At 75.2% G+C, this 20,840-nt stretch carries 3 protein-coding genes; all 3 read left to right on the forward strand.

The features are described from left to right. Window positions 1-14: 14 nt before the first annotated feature. From JS756_RS31590 to JS756_RS31630, 3 genes are read left to right on the forward strand one after another with little or no spacing between them, the layout of a single operon-like run. Complete coding sequence (locus JS756_RS31590; protein ID WP_307791266.1) at window positions 15-9,257, forward strand: SDR family NAD(P)-dependent oxidoreductase; 9,243 nt, start codon at window positions 15-17, stop codon at window positions 9,255-9,257. Between the two features lie 53 nt (window positions 9,258-9,310). Further along, on the forward strand, window positions 9,311-19,705 hold the full coding sequence (locus tag JS756_RS37685; RefSeq protein ID WP_275892761.1) for a type I polyketide synthase: 10,395 nt from the start codon (window positions 9,311-9,313) through the stop codon (window positions 19,703-19,705). Between the two features lie 56 nt (window positions 19,706-19,761). Beyond that, window positions 19,762-20,820 (forward strand): ketoacyl-ACP synthase III family protein, encoded by a 1,059-nt coding sequence (locus JS756_RS31630; protein WP_205386702.1) that lies wholly within the window; start codon window positions 19,762-19,764, stop codon window positions 20,818-20,820. The last annotated feature ends 20 nt before the right edge of the window (window positions 20,821-20,840 follow it).

Here is a 20,840-nt window from a genome sequence, read left to right on the forward strand (position 1 = left end):
GGACGGCCGGGGACGTGGCGCTCCTGACGCGGGACACCGCGTGGGAGCGGGCGGAGGACCGGCCGCGTCGGGCGGGTGTGTCCTCGTTCGGCATCAGCGGCACCAACGCCCACGTCATCCTCGAAGAAGGCCCTGAAACGCCGGAGGAGTCCGCCGACGTCCCGGTGCCCGTGCCCGCCCCCGAAGCCGGCCCCGTCGTCCTGCCCCTGATCCTTTCGGGCGCCGACGGCTCTGCCGTGCGTGCCCAGGCGGAGCGGCTGCGGTCGTGGCTGGAGAATTCCGCCGGGGAGGATGCCTGCGTGCCCGACATCGCTCTGGCGTCCGTCACGACCCGCACGGTTCTGGAGCACCGCGCCGTCGTTCTCGCCGCCGACCGGGACGAACTGCTCGGCCGTCTGCGCGCACTGGCCGACGGCAAGGCAGCACCGGGGCTGGTCCAGGGCGCCGACCCCCGGACCGGCAGGACGGCCTTCCTCTTCGCGGGTCAGGGTGGGCAGAGGGTCGGTATGGGGCGGGAGTTGTATGCCGCGTTTCCGGTGTTCGCCGCTGCCTTCGACGCGGTGGACGCCGAGTTGCCGTTCGGGCTGGCGGAGGTCGTGTTCGGTGGGGATGCCGAGTGTGTGGATCGGACGGAGTTCGCGCAGCCTGCGTTGTTCGCGTTGGAAGTGGCGTTGTTCCGGTTGCTGGAGTCGTGGGGTGTGCGGCCGGATGTGCTGGTGGGGCATTCGATCGGTGAGATAGCTGCGGCGTATGTGGCGGGGGTGTGGTCGCTTGAGGACGCGTGTCGTCTGGTGGTGGCGCGGGGTCGGTTGATGCAGGCGTTGCCCGCGGGTGGGGCGATGGTGGCGGTGCAGGCGTCCGAGGAGGAGGTGCTGCCGCTGCTGGACGGTGTGCGGGTGGGTATTGCCGCGGTGAACGGTCCGCGGGCGGTGGTCGTCTCGGGCGTGGCCGAGGCCGTGGAGGAGGTCGCGGCCCACTTCCGCGCCCAGGACCGCAAGGTGACCGCGCTGCGGGTCAGCCATGCCTTCCACTCGCCGCTGATGGAGCCCATGCTCGCCGACTTCCGCGCCGTGGCCGACAGCCTGGCGTACGAGCGGCCCGGCATGCCCCTCGTCTCCACGGTGACCGGAGAGGTCGTGACCGCCGAAGAGATGATGTCTCCGGAGTACTGGACCGGCCATGTGCAGCAAACCGTGCGGTACGCGGGCGCCGTACGCGCCCTCGCCGCGCAGAACGTGACGCGCTACCTCGAACTCGGCCCCGACGGTACCCTCACCGCTCTCGCGGAGGAGTGCCTGAACGGGTCGACGACCGAGGTGCTGATCCCCGCGCTGCGCAAGGACAGGCAGGAAACGGCGACCCTGCTGGCCGCCGTCGCCGGACTGTTCGCGCACGGCGGTGACGTGGACTGGCGGGTGCTGTTCACCGGCACCGGTGCCCGCCCGGTCGAGCTGCCGACGTACGCCTTCCGGCGGAAGCGGTTCTGGCCGTCGGCCTCGCACCGCCCCGGCGACCTGGCCGCCGCCGGGCTCGGGGCGGCCGGGCACCCGCTTCTCGGAGCCGCCGTCCCCCTGGCGGGCGGAGGAACGGTCCTCACCGGACGACTCTCGGTGCGCTCCCACCCGTGGCTGCGGGACCACGACGTCCTGGGCGCGGCCGTCTTTCCGGGCACCGGCTGGGCGGAACTGGCGCTCCGGGCCGGCGCCGAGGTGGGCGCCGACACGGTCGAGGACCTGACGATCGCGGTGCCGCTGGTGGTGCCGGAGCACGGCACCGTCCGCCTGCAGGTCACCGTCGGGGCCGCCGACGCGTCGGGGCACCGCACCGTTGCGGTGCACTCGCGTCCCGACGAGGCCCCGGACGACACGGCGTGGACCCTGCATGCCGAAGGGGTGCTCGCTCCGGCAGGGGACCCGGCAGGCGGCAACGACGCGCCTGCCTTCGACCTCTCTCAGTGGCCCCCTGCAGGTGCGGAGCCCCGGCCCGTCGACGACGCCTACGAGCGCCTGGCGGCGGCCGGGCTGACGTACGGACCGGTGTTCCAGGGACTGCGCGCGGTGTGGCGGCGCGGCGACGAGGTGTTCGCCGAGGTCGCGCTGACGGAGGAGCACGAGGTGCTCGCCGGCAGGTTCGCGGTGCACCCGGCCCTGCTGGACGCCGTCCTGCACGCCGTCCTGTTCGGTCCCCTCGGCGAGGCGGGAAGTGCCGGACGGCTGCCCTTCTCCTGGAACGGGCTGTCGCTGTATGCCTCCGGTGCACGCGCCCTGCGCGTGCGGATCGCCCCGGCGGGAACCGGCGCGGTCACCCTCCACCTGGCCGACCCGGCCGGACGCGCGGTCGCCGCGGTCGAGTCGCTCACCCTGCGCGAGATCCCGTCCGGCCCGACGGCCGAGCGGTACTCGGAGGCCCCTTCCGGCACGTACCGGATCGACTGGATCCCCGTGTCCCCTCCGGCGCGCACCACCGCCGGCGAAGCCGTGCCGGACACGGGCGCCGTGGTCGTCCTCGCGGACCGTGCCGGCGAGGACGACGAGGCGACCGCCGCCCTCGCCGGCGTGCTCCCGGTCCGCACCTGGTCCGAGCTGACACGGGCCGTGCACGACGGCGACCCCGCGCCCCGGACGGTGCTGCTGCCCTCGCTCCGCCCCCCGGCGACCGACCCGTTCGGGCACGCCGCCGACGCCGCGTACGCCGTCCTTTCCGACGCGCTCGCCCGCATACAGGAATGGCTCGCGGCCGACGAGTTCACCGACAGCCGTCTCGTCGTCGTCACGCGGGACGCGGTGGTGGCGGACGCGCAGGAGGAACCGGATCCGGCACAGGCCGCCCTGTGGGGGCTGGTGCGCTCGGCCCGGACCGAGAATCCCGGCCGCCTGGCCCTGGCCGACCTGGATGGCTCCCCAGAGTCCCGGGAAGCGCTGCTCGCCCTGCTCACCCGGCCCGGCGCAGCGACGGAGGAGACCGAGGTCGCCCTGCGCGAGGGCACCGTGCTCGTCCCGCGCCTCGTCCCGGAACCCCTCGCCACTCCGGACCCCACGGGCACCGGCGCCACCGTCGACGGAGGCACCGGCGCGAGCACACTCCCCGGCACCGGCACCCCGGCGGGGGCCACGGACACCGACGACCCCGCCACCACGGCGGACGCATCCGCCACCGCGGACGCCGCCGTCCCGCCCTCGTCTCCCCGCCGCGCCCGTCTCGCCGACGGCACCGTCCTCGTCACCGGCGGCACCGGCGGCCTGGGCGCTCTCGTCGCCCGGCGGCTGGTCGCCGAGCACGGCGTACGCCACCTGCTGCTCGCGGGCCGGCGCGGTCCGGACGCGCCCGGGGCCGCCGAACTCGCCGCGGAACTGACCGGACTGGGCGCCGAGGTGACGGTCGCCGCCTGCGACGTGGCTGACCGCGCGCAGCTGGAGGCGCTGCTCGCCGCGGTCCCCGCCGATCGCCCGCTGACCGGGGTCGTCCACACGGCGGGCGTCGTCGACGACGGCGTGGTGGCATCGCTGACCGAGGAACGGCTGCGGACAGTGCTGCGCCCCAAGGCGGACGCCGCCGACCACCTCGACCTACTCACCCGCGACCTGGACCTGGCCGCGTTCGTGCTGTTCTCCTCGGTCTCCGGCGCCTTCGGCGGCGCCGGACAGGCCAACTACGCGGCCGCCAACGCCTACCTGGACGCCGTCGCGCTGCGCCGCCGCACGCTCGGACTGCCCGCCCTCTCCCTCGCCTGGGGCCCGTGGGAGCCCGGAGCGGGCATGACCGGCGGGCTCGCCACGAGCGATCTGCGGCGCATGGCCCGCGGCGGGGTCCGCCCGCTCGCCGTCGACCACGGCCTCGCCGTCCTGGACGCGGTGCTGCGGAACCCCCCGGGCGCGCTGCTCCTGCCGGTCGACCTGGACTTCCGCGCCCTGCGCGAACTGCCCGCCGTTCCCGCGCTGCTGCGGGGCCTGGTGCGCGGCCCGGGGCGGCGCGCCGCACACACCGGCGGGCACGGGGCCGGTGGCGACGCACTGCGGGCGCGGTTGTCCGTCCTGCCCGCCGCGGAACGCGAACCGCACCTGCTGGAGCTGGTCCGCGACCTGGTGGCGCAGGTACTCGGCCACGCCTCGGTCGACGACGTCACGCCCGGCCAGGCGTTCAAGGCGCTCGGCTTCGACTCCCTCACCTCCGTCGAGCTGCGCAACCGCGTCAACGCCGCCACCGGGCTGCGGCTGCCCGCGACCCTGGTCTTCGACCACCCCTCACCCGCCGCGCTCGCCCGGCACCTGCTGATCGCGCTCGCCGGCGACGCGGCGGCCGGGACACGAGGCGAGGCACTGCCCGCCCGGCAGGGCGTGCACGACGACCCTGTGGTCGTCGTCGGGATGGCCTGCCGCTATCCCGGCGGAGTCGAGTCGCCGGAGGACCTGTGGCGGCTGGTCACCGAGGGCGGCGACGCGATCGGTGACTTCCCGGCCGACCGCGGCTGGGACCTGGAGGACCTCTACGATCCCGAGCCCGGCCGGCTCGGCAAGACCTACGTCCGGCGTGGCGGCTTCCTCTACGACGCCGCGTCCTTCGACGCCGGGCTGTTCGGGATCTCACCGCGCGAGGCCCTGGCCATGGACCCCCAGCAGCGGCTGCTGCTGGAGGTGTCCTGGGAGGTGTTCGAACGGGCCGGGATCGACCCGACAGCCCTCCGCGGCAGCCGCACCGGGGTGTTCGCCGGCGTCATGGGCCAGGACTACCACTCCTGCCTGCGCGAGGCGGAGCACGACTCCGACGGCTATCTGCTGACCGGCAACACCAGCAGTGTCCACTCCGGCCGCATCGCCTACACCTTCGGCCTGGAGGGCCCGGCGATGACGGTCGACACAGCCTGCTCGTCCTCCCTGGTCACCCTCCACCTGGCGGCCCAGTCCCTGCGGGCCGGGGAGTGCGATCTGGCCCTCACCGGCGGGGTGATGGTGATGTCCACCCCGGACACCTTCGTCGACTTCAGCCAGCAGCGGGGCCTCGCCTCCGACGGCCGCTGCAAGTCCTTCGGTGCCGGAGCCGACGGCACGGCCTGGTCCGAGGGCATCGGCATGCTGGTGCTGGAGCGGCTGTCGGACGCCCGCCGCAACGGCCACCGTGTGCTGGCCGTCGTCGCCGGTTCCGCCGTCAACCAGGACGGCGCCAGCAACGGCCTCACGGCGCCCAACGGCCCCGCACAGGAACGGGTGATCCGGCAGGCGCTGGCCGGCGCCGGGCTGAAGCCCGCCGACGTGGACGCCGTCGAGGCGCACGGCACGGGCACCCCGCTCGGCGACCCGATCGAGGCCCAGGCTCTCCTCGCCACCTACGGCCAGGACCGCGAACGCCCCCTGTGGCTTGCCTCCTTGAAGTCGAACGTCGGCCACACGCAGGCCGCGGCCGGCGTCGGCGGTGTGATCAAGATGGTGATGGCGATGCGGCACGGGCTGCTGCCGCGGACCCTGCACGCCGACGAGCCGTCGCCGTTCATCGACTGGACGGCCGGTGACATCGCCCTGCTCACCGAGAACGTCGAGTGGCCGCGGTCCGGGAACCGCCCACGGCGGGCCGGCGTGTCGTCCTTCGGTATCAGCGGCACCAACGCACATGTCATCGTCGAACAGGCCCCCGGCACCGAGACGGCGGCCGAACCACCTGCCGGCACGACCGAATCGCCCGTGACGCCGGTCCTGCTGTCCGCGGCCTCGGAGGAATCCCTGCGCGGGCAGGCCGAACGGCTGCGGGCCCGCGTCGCCACCGACACCGGCCTGCGGCTGAGAGACCTGGGCCTGTCCTCCACACTGCGGCCATGGATGGACCACCGCGCGGTGCTCCTCGCGGCAGACCGCGACGAACTGCTGCGCGGTCTGCGGGCCCTCGCGGCGGGCGAGAGCGACCCCGGCGTCCTCCTCGGTGCCCCCGGCCGCCCGGACCGCCGGCTCGCCTTCCTCTTCGCGGGCCAGGGCGCGCAACGCCTCGGCATGGGCCGGGAACTGTACGAACGGTTCCCGGTCTACGCGGACACCATCGACGCTGTACAGGCCGAACTGCCCTTCGACCTCCGGGACGTCGTCTTCGGCGACGACGCGGACGCGCTGCACCGCACCGAGTACGCCCAGCCCGCCCTGTTCGCCCTCGAAGTGGCCCTGTTCCGGCTGCTGGAGTCCTGGGGAGTACGGCCCGACGTGCTCGCGGGACACTCCATCGGCGAGATCGCCGCGGCACACGTCGCCGGGGTCTGGTCACTGGAGGACGCCTGCCGGCTGGTCGCGGCGCGCGGGCGCCTGATGCAGGCCCTGCCCGAGGGCGGTGCCATGATCGCCGTCCAGGCCTCGCAGGACGAGGTGCTGCCGCTCCTCGGTGAGGACGTGGGCATCGCCGCGGTCAACGGCCCGCAGTCCGTGGTGGTGTCCGGTGCCGCCGACGCCGTCGAGGAGGTGGCCGGCCGCTTCCGCGCCCAGGAACGCAAGGTCACGGTGCTGCGCGTCAGCCATGCCTTCCACTCCCCGCTGATGGAACCCGTGCTCGACGACTTCCGCGCCGTGGCCGAGAGCCTCGCCTACGCGACGCCCCGCATCCCCGTCGTCTCCACGCTGACCGGCGAGCCGGCCACCGCCGCGGAGCTGACGTCGGCCGAGTACTGGGTGGAGCACGTGCGCCGCCCCGTCCGGTTCGCCGACGCCGTGCGCAGCCTGGACGAACAGGGCGTCGGCCGGTTCCTCGAACTGGGCCCCGACGGCACGCTCACCGCGCTCGCCCACACCGGGCTGGACGGCCACGGCCACCTGCTGACGCCCCTCCTGCGCAAAGACCGCCCGGAACCGGTGAGTCTGCTCTCGGCCCTGGCGGAACTGCGCCTGCACGGCGGGCACATGGACTGGAGCGCCTTCTTCTCCCCCACCGGCGCGACCGTCGTCGACCTGCCCACCTACGCCTTCGCCCACGAACGGTTCTGGCCGGAGGGAGCCGCGCCCGGAGGCCGGACCGGCACGGCCTGCGCCGATCGCGCGGACGTGGGGTTCTGGACCGCCGTGGAACGCGGTGACGCCCAGGCGCTGGCCGCCTCGCTCGGCGTGCCGCAGGAAGCGCTGGACGGGCTGCTGCCCGCGATGAGGACCTGGTGGCACGGACGGCAGGAGCAGTCACGCGTCGACGACTGGCTGTACGGCGCCGACTGGAAACCGCTCGGTACGATCTCGGGAAGCGCCCTGTCGGGTCGCTGGCTGGCAGTCCTGCCCGCCGGGGCGCACGACGACGCGGTCGGCAGCTCCGTCCTGGACGGTCTGGCGGCGGGCGGCACCGAGCCGGTCCCGGTCACCTGGGAACCCGGCACCGGACGGGTGGAACTGAGCAGGCTGCTGACCGCGGCGGCCGGGGACGAACCGGTCGCGGGCGTGCTGTCCTTCCTCGCCCTGGCCGACCGGCAACCCGAGGATGCCCCCGACGGCGGGAGGGCCGTGGGCACCGAGCCCGCGACCGCCGCGGGCACCGACGGCGAGGCGACCGCCGGCTCCGACGGCACGGGCTCCGGCACGCACGGCACCACCGGCAACGGCGGCTCCCGGGGCGCCGGCCGCCTCCCGGGCGGCCCCGCCGCCACCGCCGTACTGCTCCAGGCCTGCGGCGACACCGGCATCACCGCTCCGGTGTGGGTGCTGACGGAGGGCGCCGTCTCGGTCAACCGCTCCGACCGGGCGCCCGATCCCGCCCAGGGCGCCGTGTGGGGACTCGGCCGGGTCGCGGCGCTGGAGCAGCCGGACCGCTGGGGCGGTCTGGTCGACCTGCCCCCGGTCGTCGACCGGCGCGCGGTCGGCCGCCTGGTCGGCGTGCTCACGGGCCGCGCCGGAGAGGACCAGGTGGCGATCCGGGCGACCGGCGTGTTCGGGCGCCGGATCACCCGCACGACCCCCGCGAGCCCCGGCGCCGGCTGGTGCCCCTCGGGCACCGTCCTGATCACGGGCGGCACCGGCGCGCTCGGCGCCCGGGTCGCCCGCTGGGCAGCCGCCCGCGGCGCCGAGCACCTCGTCCTCCTCAGCCGACGCGGCCCCGACGCCCCCGGCGCCCCCGAACTCCGCGACCACCTGACCGCACAGGGCGTCCGCGTGACGTTCGAGGCCTGCGACGCCGCCGACCGCGACGCCCTCGCGGCACTGCTCCACCGCCACCCCGTGGACGCCGTCGTACACACCGCGGGCCTGCTCGACGACGGACTGATCGACACGCTCACCCCCGAACGGTTCACGGCCGTGCTGCGGGCCAAGGCCGTCGCCGCCCGTCACCTCGACGAGCTGACGAGGGACCGCGCTCTGTCGGCGTTCGTGCTGTTCTCGTCGTTCGCCGGAGCCATCGGCTCGCCGGGCCAGGGCAACTACGCCGCGGCCAACGCCTACCTGGACACCCTCGCCGAACGGCGCCGAGCAGCCGGGCTGCCCGCCACCTCCGTGGCCTGGGGGCCGTGGGCGGAGGACGGCATGGCCGCCGGCGGTGGTATCGAGGAGTACCTGCGCCGCCGGGGGCTGACCGGCCTCGACCCCGAACTGGCGGTGGTGGCGATGGAACGGCTGGCGGCCGGCGGCGGGCCGGCCGCGGTCGTGGCCCGGGTCGACTGGGCGCGATTCGCCCCCGCGTTCGCGGCGGGCCGGCCCACCGCCCTGCTGGCCGGCGTCCCCGAGGCCGAGGCCGGGCTGCGGGACGCCGGGTCACGGGCCGACGCCGACACGCTGCGCGGGCGGCTCACCGGACTCGACGCCGCCGCACGGTCCGCCGCCCTCGCCGACCTGGTGCGGGAACAGGCGGCCGCGGTCCTCGGCCACGCTCGTACGGACGCGGTCGACCCGGCCCGACCCTTCCGCGAGGCCGGCTTCGACTCCCTGACCGCCGTCGAACTGCGCAACCGGCTCGGCGCCGCCACCGGGCTGCGCCTGCCCGCCACCCTGGTGTTCGACCACCCGGCCCCGGTGGACGTCGCCCGGTACCTGGACGCCGAACTCACCGGACCCGACGGCACCGCGGGCGCCGGGACGGGAGTCGTCGCCGACCTGGACCGCCTGGCCCGGACCCTCGCCGCAGAGGCCGAGGTCGCAGACAGGACCAGCGGCGAAGCCCACCAGGAGATCACGGCCAAGCTGCGGCACCTGCTGGCGGTGTGGAGCGGCACCGACACCCACCCCGGCGACGAGACGGACGACGCGGCCACCGCACTGGACACGGCGACGGACGACGAGATGTTCGACCTGATCGACAAGGAACTCGGAATCTCCTGACCCCGGCCCGGGCGACGGCACCGTTCACGGCTTTCGCGAGGAAGTGGAGCACGATGGCGAGCAATGAAGAGAAGCTGCGGGATTACCTGAAAAGGGTGACGGCGGATCTCCGCCAGACTCGCAAGCGCCTTCATGACGCCGAAGCGAGCCGCCATGAACCCGTCGCGATCGTCGGCCTCGGCTGCCGCTTCCCCGGCGGCGCGGACACCCCCGAGGAGTTCTGGCACCTGCTCGCCGAAGGCCGCGACACCGTCGCCGGATTCCCCGCCGACCGGGGCTGGGACCTGGACGGCGTCCTCGACCCGGCGGGCGGCACCGGCACCACGTACGCCCGCCAGGGAGCCTTCCTCTACGACGCGCCCCTGTTCGACTCCACGTTCTTCGACATCTCCCCGCGCGAGGCCATGACCATGGACCCCCAGCAGCGGCTGCTGCTGGAGACGTCCTGGGAGGCACTGGAACGCTCCGGCATCGAACCGGGCACCCTGCGTGGCAGCCGGACCGGCGTGTTCATGGGCACCAACGGCCAGGACTACCTCGCCCTCATGCTGGGCCGGCCCGAGGAGTCCGACGGCCACCTGACCACCGGCATCACCGCGTCGGTGTTGTCGGGTCGGGTGTCGTACGTGTTGGGGCTGGAGGGGCCTGCGGTGACGGTGGACACGGCGTGTTCGTCGTCGTTGGTGGCGTTGCATCTGGCGGTGCAGGCGTTGCGGGCTGGTGAGTGTGATCTGGCGTTGGCGGGTGGGGTGACGGTGATGTCGACGCCGGGTGCGTTCGTGGAGTTCTCGCGGCAGCGTGGGTTGGCGTCGGACGGGCGGTGCAAGGCGTTCGCGGAGGGTGCGGACGGTACGGGGTGGGGTGAGGGTGTCGGTGTTCTGGTGGTGGAGCGGTTGTCGGATGCGCGTCGCAACGGGCATCGGGTGTGGGCGGTGGTGCGGGGCAGTGCGGTCAATCAGGACGGTGCGTCGAACGGGTTGACGGCGCCGAACGGTCCGTCGCAGCAGCGGGTCATTCGTGCGGCGTTGGCGTCGGCGGGGCTTTCGCCGGGTGATGTGGATGCGGTGGAGGCGCATGGCACGGGTACGCGGCTGGGTGATCCGATCGAGGCGCAGGCGTTGATCGCCGCCTACGGCCGGGACCGTGAGCGTGAGCGGCCGTTGTGGTTGGGGTCGGTGAAGTCGAACATCGGGCACACGCAGGCGGCGGCCGGTGTGGCGGGTGTGATCAAGATGGTGCTGGCGATGCGGCACGGCGTCCTGCCGCGCACCCTGCATGCCGAGGAGCCGTCCTCGCGGGTGGACTGGTCGGCCGGAGCCCTGGAACTGCTGCACGAGAACACCGACTGGCCCGAGGTGGGCGACCGGCCGCGCCGGGCCGGAGTCTCCGCGTTCGGTGTCTCCGGCACCAACGCCCACGTCGTCCTCGAACGGGCCCCGGACGAGCCGCCCGCCGACCCCGACGCGCCCGCCCCCGAGCCCGCGGCGCTGCGCCTGCCGTCCGGGACCGTGCCCTGCGTGATCACGGGCCGGACCTCCGCCGCGTTGCGCGAGCAGGCCCGCAGGCTCGCCGCGTTCGTCCGCGCCCGGCCCGGTGCCGACCCCGCACGTACCGCTGCCGCGCTGCTCACCACCCGGTCCGTGTTCGAGGAGCGGGCCGTCGTCCTCGGCGCCGGCCGAGAGGAGTTGCTGCGCGGCCTGGACGCACTGGCCGCCGGCCATGCGCGGTCCGGCCTGCTCACGGGCTCCGCCGGCACGGCGGGGCGCACCGCCTTCCTCTTCGCCGGACAGGGATCCCAGCGCCCCGGCATGGGGAGGGACCTGTACGACACCTACGAGGTGTTCGCGGACGCCTTCGACGCGGTGTGCGCCGAAGCCGACGCCGCTCTCGAACGCCCGCTGCACGAGGTGGTGTTCGGCGCGGACTCCGATGTGCTCGACCGCACCGAGTATGCGCAGCCGGCCCTGTTCGCCCTCGAGGTCGCCCTGTTCCGGCTCGCGGAGTCCTTCGGCGTGCGCCCCGACGTCCTGCTCGGCCACTCCGTCGGTGAGCTGGCCGCCGCCCACGTGGCGGGCGTGTGGTCCCTGTCCGACGCCTGCCGCCTCGTGGTGGCCCGGGGGCGGCTGATGCAGGCGTTGCCCCGCGACGGCGCGATGTGCTCCCTGCAACGTGCCGAGGCCGAGGTGCTGCCCCTGCTGGAGGGGCGTGCCGACCGTGTGGGCGTCGCCGCCGTCAACGGACCGCGTGCCACCGTGATCTCCGGCACCGCCGCGGACGTCGAGGAGATCGCGGAACGGGTGAGGACACAGGGAGACCGCGTCACCCCCCTGCGTGTCAGCCACGCCTTCCACTCGCCGCTCATGGAACCGATGCTGCGGGACTTCCGCCGTATCGCGGAGTCGCTGGAGTTCCACCCGCCGCGGCTGACCGTCGTCTCCGACCTCACCGGCCGCCCGGCCGACCCCGAGGACCTGACCGACCCCGAGTACTGGGTCCGGCACGTCCGGCACGCCGTCCGGTTCGCCGACGGTGTCGGCGCGCTGACCGGACTCGGCGTCACCCGCTGCCTGGAACTCGGCCCCGACGGCACCCTGACGGCCCTGGCGGCCGAGAGCCTGCCCGACCAGGACGGCCCACTCGTCGTACCCGCGCAGGACAAGGACCGGCCCGGGCCGCTCGCCTTCGAGAGCGCGCTCGCCGCCCTGCACACGCGGGGCGCGGCCGTCGACTGGGCCGGCCGTGTCACCGGTTCCGACGGCCCGGCCGCACCGGCGGAACCGCTGCCGACCTACGCCTTCCAGCGGAGCCGCGCCTGGCTGCCCGCCGGCCCCTCCGGCGCCGCCGGCATCCGGGCGGCAGGGCTGGGAGCCGCCCGGCACCCGCTGCTCGGCGCCGCCGTCGAACTCGCCGACGCCGGAGGCGTCCTGCTCACCGGACGCCTCTCCGCGCGGTCCCTGTCCTGGCTCGCCGACCGGGAGACGGCCGGCGCCGCGCTGCTGCCCGCGTCCGTCCTCGTGGAACTCGCGGTCCGGGCAGGCGACGAGGACGGTTGCACCGTCCTGGAGAGCCTGGCCCTCCGGGACCCGCTGCCCCTGCCCGAGCGAGGCGCCGTGCGCGTGCAGATCCTGGTGGGCGCGCCCGACGACACGGGACGGCGCCGTGTGAGTGTCCACTCCCGGCCGGAGGACGACACCACCGACCAGCCCTGGCGCTGCCACGCCGAGGGCACCCTCACGGGCGAGGCCCGGCCCGCGCCCGGCCCGGCCGGCACCGAGATGTGGCCGCCCGAGCGGGCCGAACCGGTCGACGTCGACGACCTGTACGTCGAGCTGTCCCGGCGCGGCCACTCCTGCGGCGCGGCCTTCCGCGCGGTGCGTGCGCTGTGGCGCAGCGGCGGTGACCTGTTCGCCGACGTGGTCCTGCCGGACGGGCCGCGCGAGGAGGAGGCCGGCGCCTTCGCACTGCACCCCGTGCTGCTCGACGCCGCCGTCCAGGCGGCCGTGGGAACCGGGCCCGAGCCGGACCCGGGGCAGGTCCCGCTGCCCCTCGACTGGCGGGGCGTGACCCTGCACGCCACCGGGGCGCGCGCCGCACGGATGCGGATCTCCGGCGCGGGCACCGACCAGGTCTCCCTCGCCCTGACGGACACTGCGGGACGGCCGCTCGCAACCGTCGACTCCCTCACCCTGACCGGTGTTCCCGCGGCCGGTCTCGCCACCGACACCCCCGTCGACGGGCTCTACGCCCTGCACTGGCAGCCGGTGTCCGGCCCGGACGCCGACCCCGGCGGCGGTCACCCGGAACCCGGGGCATGGACGGTACTCGGCCCGGGTGCCGCCGACCTCGCCGCCCGCCTCACCGGCAGCGGGACTCCCGCCGGCGCCCTGCCCGACCTCGACGCCCTGCGCGCCGCGCTCGACGAGGGAGCCACCGCCCCGACGACCGTCGTCCTCAGCCTCGGACCCGCCGATGGGGAAGCCTCCCACGCGACCGACGGCACGGCCCGGGACGGCCTCGCTCCCGGCGCCCACCCCGCCGACGGCGGCGAGGCTCTCGCCGCCGCGGCCCGCGACGCCACGGCCGCCGTGCTGACCACCCTCCAGGAGTGGCTGGCCGACGAACGCCTCGACGCCGCACGGCTGGTGGTCCTCACCCGGAACGCCGTCGCGGCCGGCCCCGACGACCCGGTACCCGACCTCGTCCACGCCCCCGTCTGGGGCTTGGTGCGCACCGCCCAGTCCGAGCATCCGGGCCGCTTCCTCCTGGTCGACCAGGACACCCCGGGCCACCTGCCCCCGTCCGCCGTCCGGCACGACGAGCCCCAACTCGCCGTGCGCGAGGGGACACTGCTCGCCCCCCGAGCCGTCCGCGCACGTCGGCCCGCCGGGGAAGCCGTTCCGTTCGGCCCGGACAGGACGGTCCTGATCACCGGCGGCACCGGTGCGCTGGGCGCCCTCGCGGCCCGGCACCTGGTGAGGGCGCACGGCGTACGGCGGCTGCTGCTGGTCAGCCGCTCCGGCCCCGACGCCGCGGGTGCCACCGCCCTGCGCGAGGAACTGACCGAGCTCGGTGCTCAGGTGCGGGTCGAGGCGTGCGACGTCTCCGACCGGGCGGCGCTGGCCGCGCTGCTCGCCTCCGTCCCGGCCGGGCACCCGGTCGGCGCGATCGTGCACACCGCCGGTGTCCTCGACGACGCTCTGCTCACCTCCCTCACCCCGGACCGCCTGGCCGGCGTCTTCGCCGCCAAGGCGACCGCAGCCGTGCATCTGCACGAGCTGACCCGTCACCACGGCCTCTCCGCGTTCGTGGTGTTCTCCTCCGCGGCCGGTCTGCTGGGCAATCCCGGGCAGGCGAACTACGCCGCGGCCAACACCTTCCTGGACGCTCTCGCCCAGCACCGAAGGGCCACCGGACTGCCGATGACCTCGCTGGCATGGGGGCCCTGGGAGCGGATGGGCGGGATGACGGCCGGCCTCGATCCGACCGTCACGGCCCGGACGTCGGCCCAGGGGGTGATCGCCCTCTCCGCCGAGCACGGCATGTCCCTGTTCGACGCCGGCACCGCCGCCGACAGAGCGCTGCTGCTGGCGATGCGGCTCGACCCCGCCGTGCTGCGGTCCCGTGCCGAAGCCGGTGCACTGCCGCCGCTGCTCAGGGGGCTGCTGCGGGGCACCGTCCGCCGAGGCGCCGGCGCCACCGAGGGGCGGGGCGGCGGATTCGCCCGGCGGCTTGCGTCCCTGCCGCGCACCCGGCGCCGGCGCGCCGTGGCCGATCTGGTCACCGGCGAGGTCGCCGCCCTCCTCGGATACGACGAGAGCGGGGCGGTGAGCACCGGCAAACCGTTCAAGCAGCTGGGGTTCGACTCGCTGGCCGCCGTCAACCTGCGCAACCGGCTGGCGCAGGAGACCGGACTGCACCTGCCCGCCACCCTCGCCTACGACCACCCGACCCCGGCCGACCTGATCGCCCACCTCGCGGCCGAACTCGGGGTGGACACCACCCGGCGCACCGACGCCGGCGACGCCCCCGTCCGGCCGTCCGCCGGCGCGGCCGACGACGACCCGGTCGTGATCGTCGCCATGGGCTGCCGCTACCCGGGCGGAGCGGACTCACCCGAGGCACTGTGGCGGCTGGTCGCCTCCGGCGCCGAAGGCCTCGGGCCCTTCCCCGCAGATCGCGGCTGGGACCTCGGTGCCCTGTACGACCCGGACTCCGACCGCCCGGGCACCACCTACGTCCGCGAGGCGGGATTCCTCCACGACGCGGGCGACTTCGACGCGGGACTGTTCGGCGTCTCGCCCCGCGAGGCGCTCGCCATGGACCCGCAGCAACGGCTTCTGCTCCAGACCGCCTGGGAGGTGTTCGAACGCGCGGGGATTCCGGTCGCCTCCCTCAAGGGCAGCCGCACCGGCGTGTTCGCGGGCGTGACCTACCACGACTACGCGTCCGGCATGCAGATGGGCACCGCGGGCAACGTGGCCGCAGGCCGCATGTCGTACGCCTTCGGCCTGGAGGGCCCCTCCGTCGCGGTGGACACCGCCTGCTCCTCCTCACTGGTCGCCCTGCACCTGGCGGCACAGGCCCTGCGCGCCGGCGAGTGCGGCCTGGCGCTGGCCGGCGGCGTCGCCGTCATGTCCCGGCCCGACCCCTATGTCGCCTTCAGTCGGGAGCGCACGCTCGCGGCGGACGGCCGGTGCAAGCCCTTCGCCGAGGACGCCGACGGCACCAACTGGGCAGAGGGCGTGGGCCTGCTGCTGCTGGAACGGCTCTCAGACGCCCGGCGCCACGGCCACCCCGTGCTCGCCCGTATCGCGGGCAGCGGCGTCAACCAGGACGGCGCCTCCAACGGCCTCACCGCACCCAGCGGCCCCGCACAACAGCGACTCATCCGCCAGGTCCTGGCCTCCGCCGGGCTCCGGCCGGCCGACGTCGACGCCGTCGAGGCACACGGCACGGGCACCCCGCTCGGCGACCCGATCGAGGCCCAGGCCGTCGTCGCCACCTACGGCCAGGGCCGCGAACGGCCCCTGTGGCTGGGGTCGATGAAGGGCAACATCGGGCACAGTCAGGCGGCGTCGGGGGTCGGCGGCGTGATCAAGATGATCATGGCGATGCGGCACGGCGTGCTGCCCCGCACCCTCCACACCGACCGGCCCTCCTCCCACGTCGACTGGTCCGCCGGAGCGGTGCAGCTGCTGCGCGAGGACGTGCCCTGGCCGCAGGGCGAGAGCCCCCGCCGGGCCGCTGTCTCGTCGTTCGGCATCAGCGGCACCAACGCCCACGTGATCGTCGAAGAGCCGCCCGTGGCCGGGGAACACCCCGTCCACAGCACCGACGCCCCGGTCGGCACCCGGAGCGCCGACGGCACCCCGCCCGGGGTCCGCATGCCCCCCGGAGGCATCCCCCTGCCGCTGTCCGCCCGCAGTCCCGAGGCGCTGCGGGGACAGGCGGCCCGGCTGCACACCCTCCTCGCCGGCACGCAGGCGCCCCGCCTCCTCGACACGGCCCTGTCGCTGGCCACCACCCGGTCCGCGCTGGAGCACCGGGCGGTGCTCACCGTCACGGACCACGACGAGGCCCTGCGCACCCTGACGGCACTCGCAGACGGCACCGCCCTCGGACCCGCCGCCCCGGCCCGTCCGCAGGACGGGCTCGCCGCCCCCGTCGTCACCGGCACCGTCGGCACCGGCACCGTCCCACCGTCCGTCGCACTGGCCTTCCCGCCCGCCGACGCCCGCTGGACCGCGGGCGCGGCGGCCCTGGCAGACTCCTGCCCGGTGTTCGCCGAGACCCTCACGGCATGCGGGCGTGCCCTGTCCGCGCTGGTCGACTGGACTCCTGCCGACCTCCTGGCCGGCCGCACCGCCCCAGGCTGGCAGGACAGGCCGGAGATCGCCGGGCCGGTCGGCTGGGCGGTGGCCGTCGCGCTCGCCGCCCAGTTGCGCGCCTTTGGCGTCGAACCCGGGGCGGTCGGCGGGCAGTCGTACGGCGAGATCGCCGCCGCCTGCGCCGCCGGACTGATCCCGCTGGAGACCGGCGCCCGCCTTGCCGCCCACCACAGCGGTGCGACGGACACGGCGGTGCCCCCGGTCCGCTTCGACGCCGCCGAGGTGCCGCTCGCCTCCGCCGCGACCGGCGGCCTGCTCCACCCGGCCCGGGCGACCGCGGCCGACCAGTGGGCCGCCTCTCTCACCGAACCGCCCACCGACACCGCGGCCGCGCTGCACACGCTCGTCGACAGCGGGCACAAGACGATCATCGTCGTCGGGGCGACGGCCCCGGGCACCGAGGCGGACGCGGATCTGCTGCCGCTCGGCGGCCCGGACGGGCCGGACCTCATGACGCTCCTCGCCCGACTGCACGTCCGGGGCGTCGAGATCGACTGGGAGGAGGTACTCGCCCCCACCGGGGCGAGGCGCGTGCCGTTGCCCACCTACGCCTTCGCCTGCCGCCGATACTGGATGGCGCAGCAGCCCGAGCCCACGGCCGACGGGCCCGAGCACCGGCACCCCCTGCTGGACACGTGCGTCGAACTGCCCGACCCCGGCGGCCTGCTGCTCACCGGCACCCTGTCCCGGGCGAACCTGCCGTGCGGTTCCGGCCCGGCGGCGACGGGACCGGTCGCCGTCCCCGGGACGGTCCTGCTGGAACTCGCCGTGCAGGCCGGGGACCGTGTCGGGTGCGACCGCATCGCCGAACTCACCACCCAGGCGGCTCTCGTGGTGCCCGAGGAGGACGAAGTCCGGCTGCGGATCACCGTAGGCGATCCCCGCGCGTCGGGGGAACGGCCCCTGCGGATCCACTCCCGGCCCGCAGGCGCCCTGCCCGGCACCGCCTGGGCCCTCAACGCCCGCGCCGTGCTGCGCACCGGCGAGACCCGGGCCTGCTTCGACCTGGAACTGTGGCCGCCCGCCGAAGCCGAACGTGTCGTCCTCGACGCGCTGCCCGCCCCCGAGGGGTTGCGCGGACTGTGGCGTCGTGGCGAGGACCTGTTCGCAGAGGTCGCGCTGACCGACACCCAGGAAGGCGGGAATCACGCGCTGCACCCGGCGCTGCTGGACACGGCGCTGCGCGCGCTGCCGGTCGCCGGGGAGAGCGGGTTCGGCGCTTCGCCGGTGCCCGACTCGTGGCACCAGGTGGCCCTGTACGCCGAGGGCGCCACAGCGCTGCGGGTCCGGCTGACCCGGACCGGCACGGACACCGTCTCCGTCGAGGCCGCCGACGACCTGGGCCTGCCTGTCGTGTCGGTCGGCGCGATCCGCCTGGCCCCGGGGGACCGCGCGCAGCTCACCGCCGCCTGCGGCGGCCCGCTGTTCCGTCTGGAATGGCCGGAGGCCGGGGGCGAGACGCCCCGGGCCAAGCCCCGCTGGGCGCTCGTCGGCCCCGATGCGCTCGGCGCCCGCGCCGCTCTGATGAAGGCCGGCGTCTACACCGAGGCCCACGACGGCCTCGCCGCCCTCGCCAAAGCCCTCGACTCCGGTGTGCCCGCCCCCGAGGCCGTGCTCACCGGTCTGCCGCCGGTGTCCGACGACATCGCCAAATCGGTGCGCGAGACAGCCGAGCTGGCCGCCGAGTGGCTGGCGGACGAGCGGTTCGCCGACATGCGGCTGGTCCTCCTCACCCGTGGCGCGCTCAGCGCCGCGGACGGGCCCGAGGGACCGCAGGTCGCGGCGGCAGCCGTCTGGGGACTGATCCGCTCCTTCCACCTGGTCGCCCCCGGCCGGCTGGTCCTCGCCGACCTGGACGGCGCACGCGCCTCCTGGCGCGCCCTGCCCGCCGCGCTGTCACTGCCGGAGCCGCAGCTGGCCGTCGTCCGCGGCGCCGTGCGCGTCCCGCGGCTGACCGCCGTGCCGACGCGGGTGGGACAGGGCGGACTGCTCAGCGGGTCCGGGGACACCGTCCTCGTCACCGGCGCCACCCGTCCGGCCGCGGCCGCCGTGGCTCGCCACCTGGCGGCCGAGCGCGGCGTACGCCGGCTGCTCCTGGCCGACCCGGCACGGTCCGAGGCCCTCTCCCGGCTCGCGGCCGAGCTCACCGCGGCGGGCGCCGAGGTGAGCCTGACGGACTGCGACCTCACCGACCGCGACGCGGTGACCGCGCTGCTGCGCCGGGCTTCGGCCGGCCGGCCCACGGCCGCCGTCGTGCACGCGGCGCGGCTGCCCGAACCGCGCGAGGGCGCCGAAGCCGAACAGGAGACGCTGGAACGGGAGATGCGTGCGGCCCAGCACCTCGCCGAGCTGACCGGAATGCAGGACCCCGGCGCGCCCGTGCCGCTGCTGCTGCTGTCGACCGCGGCCGGCACCCTGGGCGCGCCCGGCCGCAGCGGCGAGGCCGCGCTCGGCGCCTTCCTCGACGCGCTCGCCCTGCGCCGCCGTGCGCAGGGCCTGCCGGGCGCGTCGATGGCGTGGGGCCGCTGGGACGCCGGCGGCAGCACGGTCGGCGGCGTCCCAGCGGGTGCCGCACCGCTTCCCCGGTCGGCGGGCCTGGAGCTGTTCGACGCCGCGTGCGCCCTCGACGTCCCGACCGCCGTCCTGTTCCGCCCGGACCCGGCCACCCTGGCCGGCCGGCCCGACGACGCGAGCCTGCCCGCGCCCCTGCGCGCACTCGCCGGGCCGCCGCCACGCCGCCGGGCGGGGGAGCGGCGGAGCGCGAGTGCCCTGAGCACGCTCCGGCGCCGCCTGGCCGGGCTGGAGGACGAGGAACGGGAGACCGTTCTCATGGACCTCGTCCGCGCGGACGTCGCGGCGGTCCTGGACTACCCCTCGCCCGAGGACGTCGATGTCACCCGGGCCTTCCGGGACATCGGCCTGAACTCGCTCACCGCCTTCGCGTTGCGCAACCGGCTCCGCGAGACCACCGGGCTGCGCCTGCCCGCCGCCCTGCTGTTCGAGGTCGACACCCCCGGACGGCTCGCCGCCCACCTCAGGGAAGAACTCCAGCGCCTGTGACGCGCCGCGCGTCCCGGCCCCGGCACGCCCACGACATCCAAGGAGAACCACCACACATGAAGACGGACGGCGTCTATGTCGACACGGTCGGGGCGTACATCCCGGACCGGTGGGTGAGCGTCGAGCAGGCTGTCGAGGAGGGGCTGTACGACGAGTACTCCGTCCAGTACGGCACCGGCCTGACCGCCGCCTACATCGCGGACGACCTGCCCGCACTGGACATGGCGGTCCTCGCCGCCCGGCAGGCGCTCCACCGGTCCGCCCTCGATGTCCAGGACCTCGAGTTCCACGTCCACTGCACTGCCGTGCAGCACGGCCCCGAGGGCTTCTACCCGCCCGGCTACGTGCTGCGCGAGCTCGGCGCGAGCGGTGTGCCGAGCACCGATGTGCGCCAGCACTCCAACGGCCTGCTGGCCGGCATCGAGGTTGCCGTGGGCCGGCTGACAGGTGCCGCCGGCGCGGAGTCCGCGCTGGTCACCGCGGCGGAGAACTTCACCAGCCCGCTGATCGACCGCTGGACGGGCTTCGGTACCGGCTTCACCGCCAGCGACGGCGGCGCCGCCGTCCTGCTCAGCGGTGAGGGCGGGTTCGCAGCGCTGCGCGCGCTGAACTCCGGCACTCTGCCCGAGCTGGAGCAGTGGCATCGTGGCGAGGAGTCGCTGCTGCCGTTCCGGGGGGAGCAGCGCAGGGCGTCCGGCACGATGGAACTGCTTGCCTACTTCAACCAGCACGTGATGCCGCTCGACAAGTGCATGGAGATGATGAAGGACTTCGAGCTGGACATCGTGCACCGGTCGCTGGTGGACGCCGGACTGAACGCGTCCGACCTGCGGTGGGTGGTGGCCGCGAACAGCGACTCGCGGATGATCGACCAGATGAAGATGCAGCCGCTGGGTCTGCCGATGTCCCGCTCGACGTGGGAGTTCGGCAAGGAGTACGGCCACATGGGGGCCTGCGACATGGCGGTCTCCCTCAACCACCTGCTTCTCAACGGGATGGTGTCCCCCGGCGACCACGTCCTGATGACGACCTCGGCGTCCGGCTGGGTGTCCACCTCGGCCGTTCTGACCGTGCTGGAGGTTCCGGACTGGGCGAGGCGCAGCACGCTCTCCTGAGCGGTGCCGGCAGTGCGGCG

It is taken from the genome of Streptomyces actuosus, from assembly GCF_016921115.1.
Classification (GTDB): Bacteria; Actinomycetota; Actinomycetes; order Streptomycetales; family Streptomycetaceae; genus Streptomyces; species Streptomyces actuosus_A.

Bases quoted from the DNA above. Each gene is read 5' to 3' on its own strand.
- JS756_RS31630 (WP_205386702.1), top strand. From the start codon at position 19,762: ATGAAGACGGACGGCGTCTATGTCGACACGGTCGGGGCGTACATCCCG.
- JS756_RS37685 (WP_275892761.1), top strand. From the start codon at position 9,311: ATGGCGAGCAATGAAGAGAAGCTGCGGGATTACCTGAAAAGGGTGACG.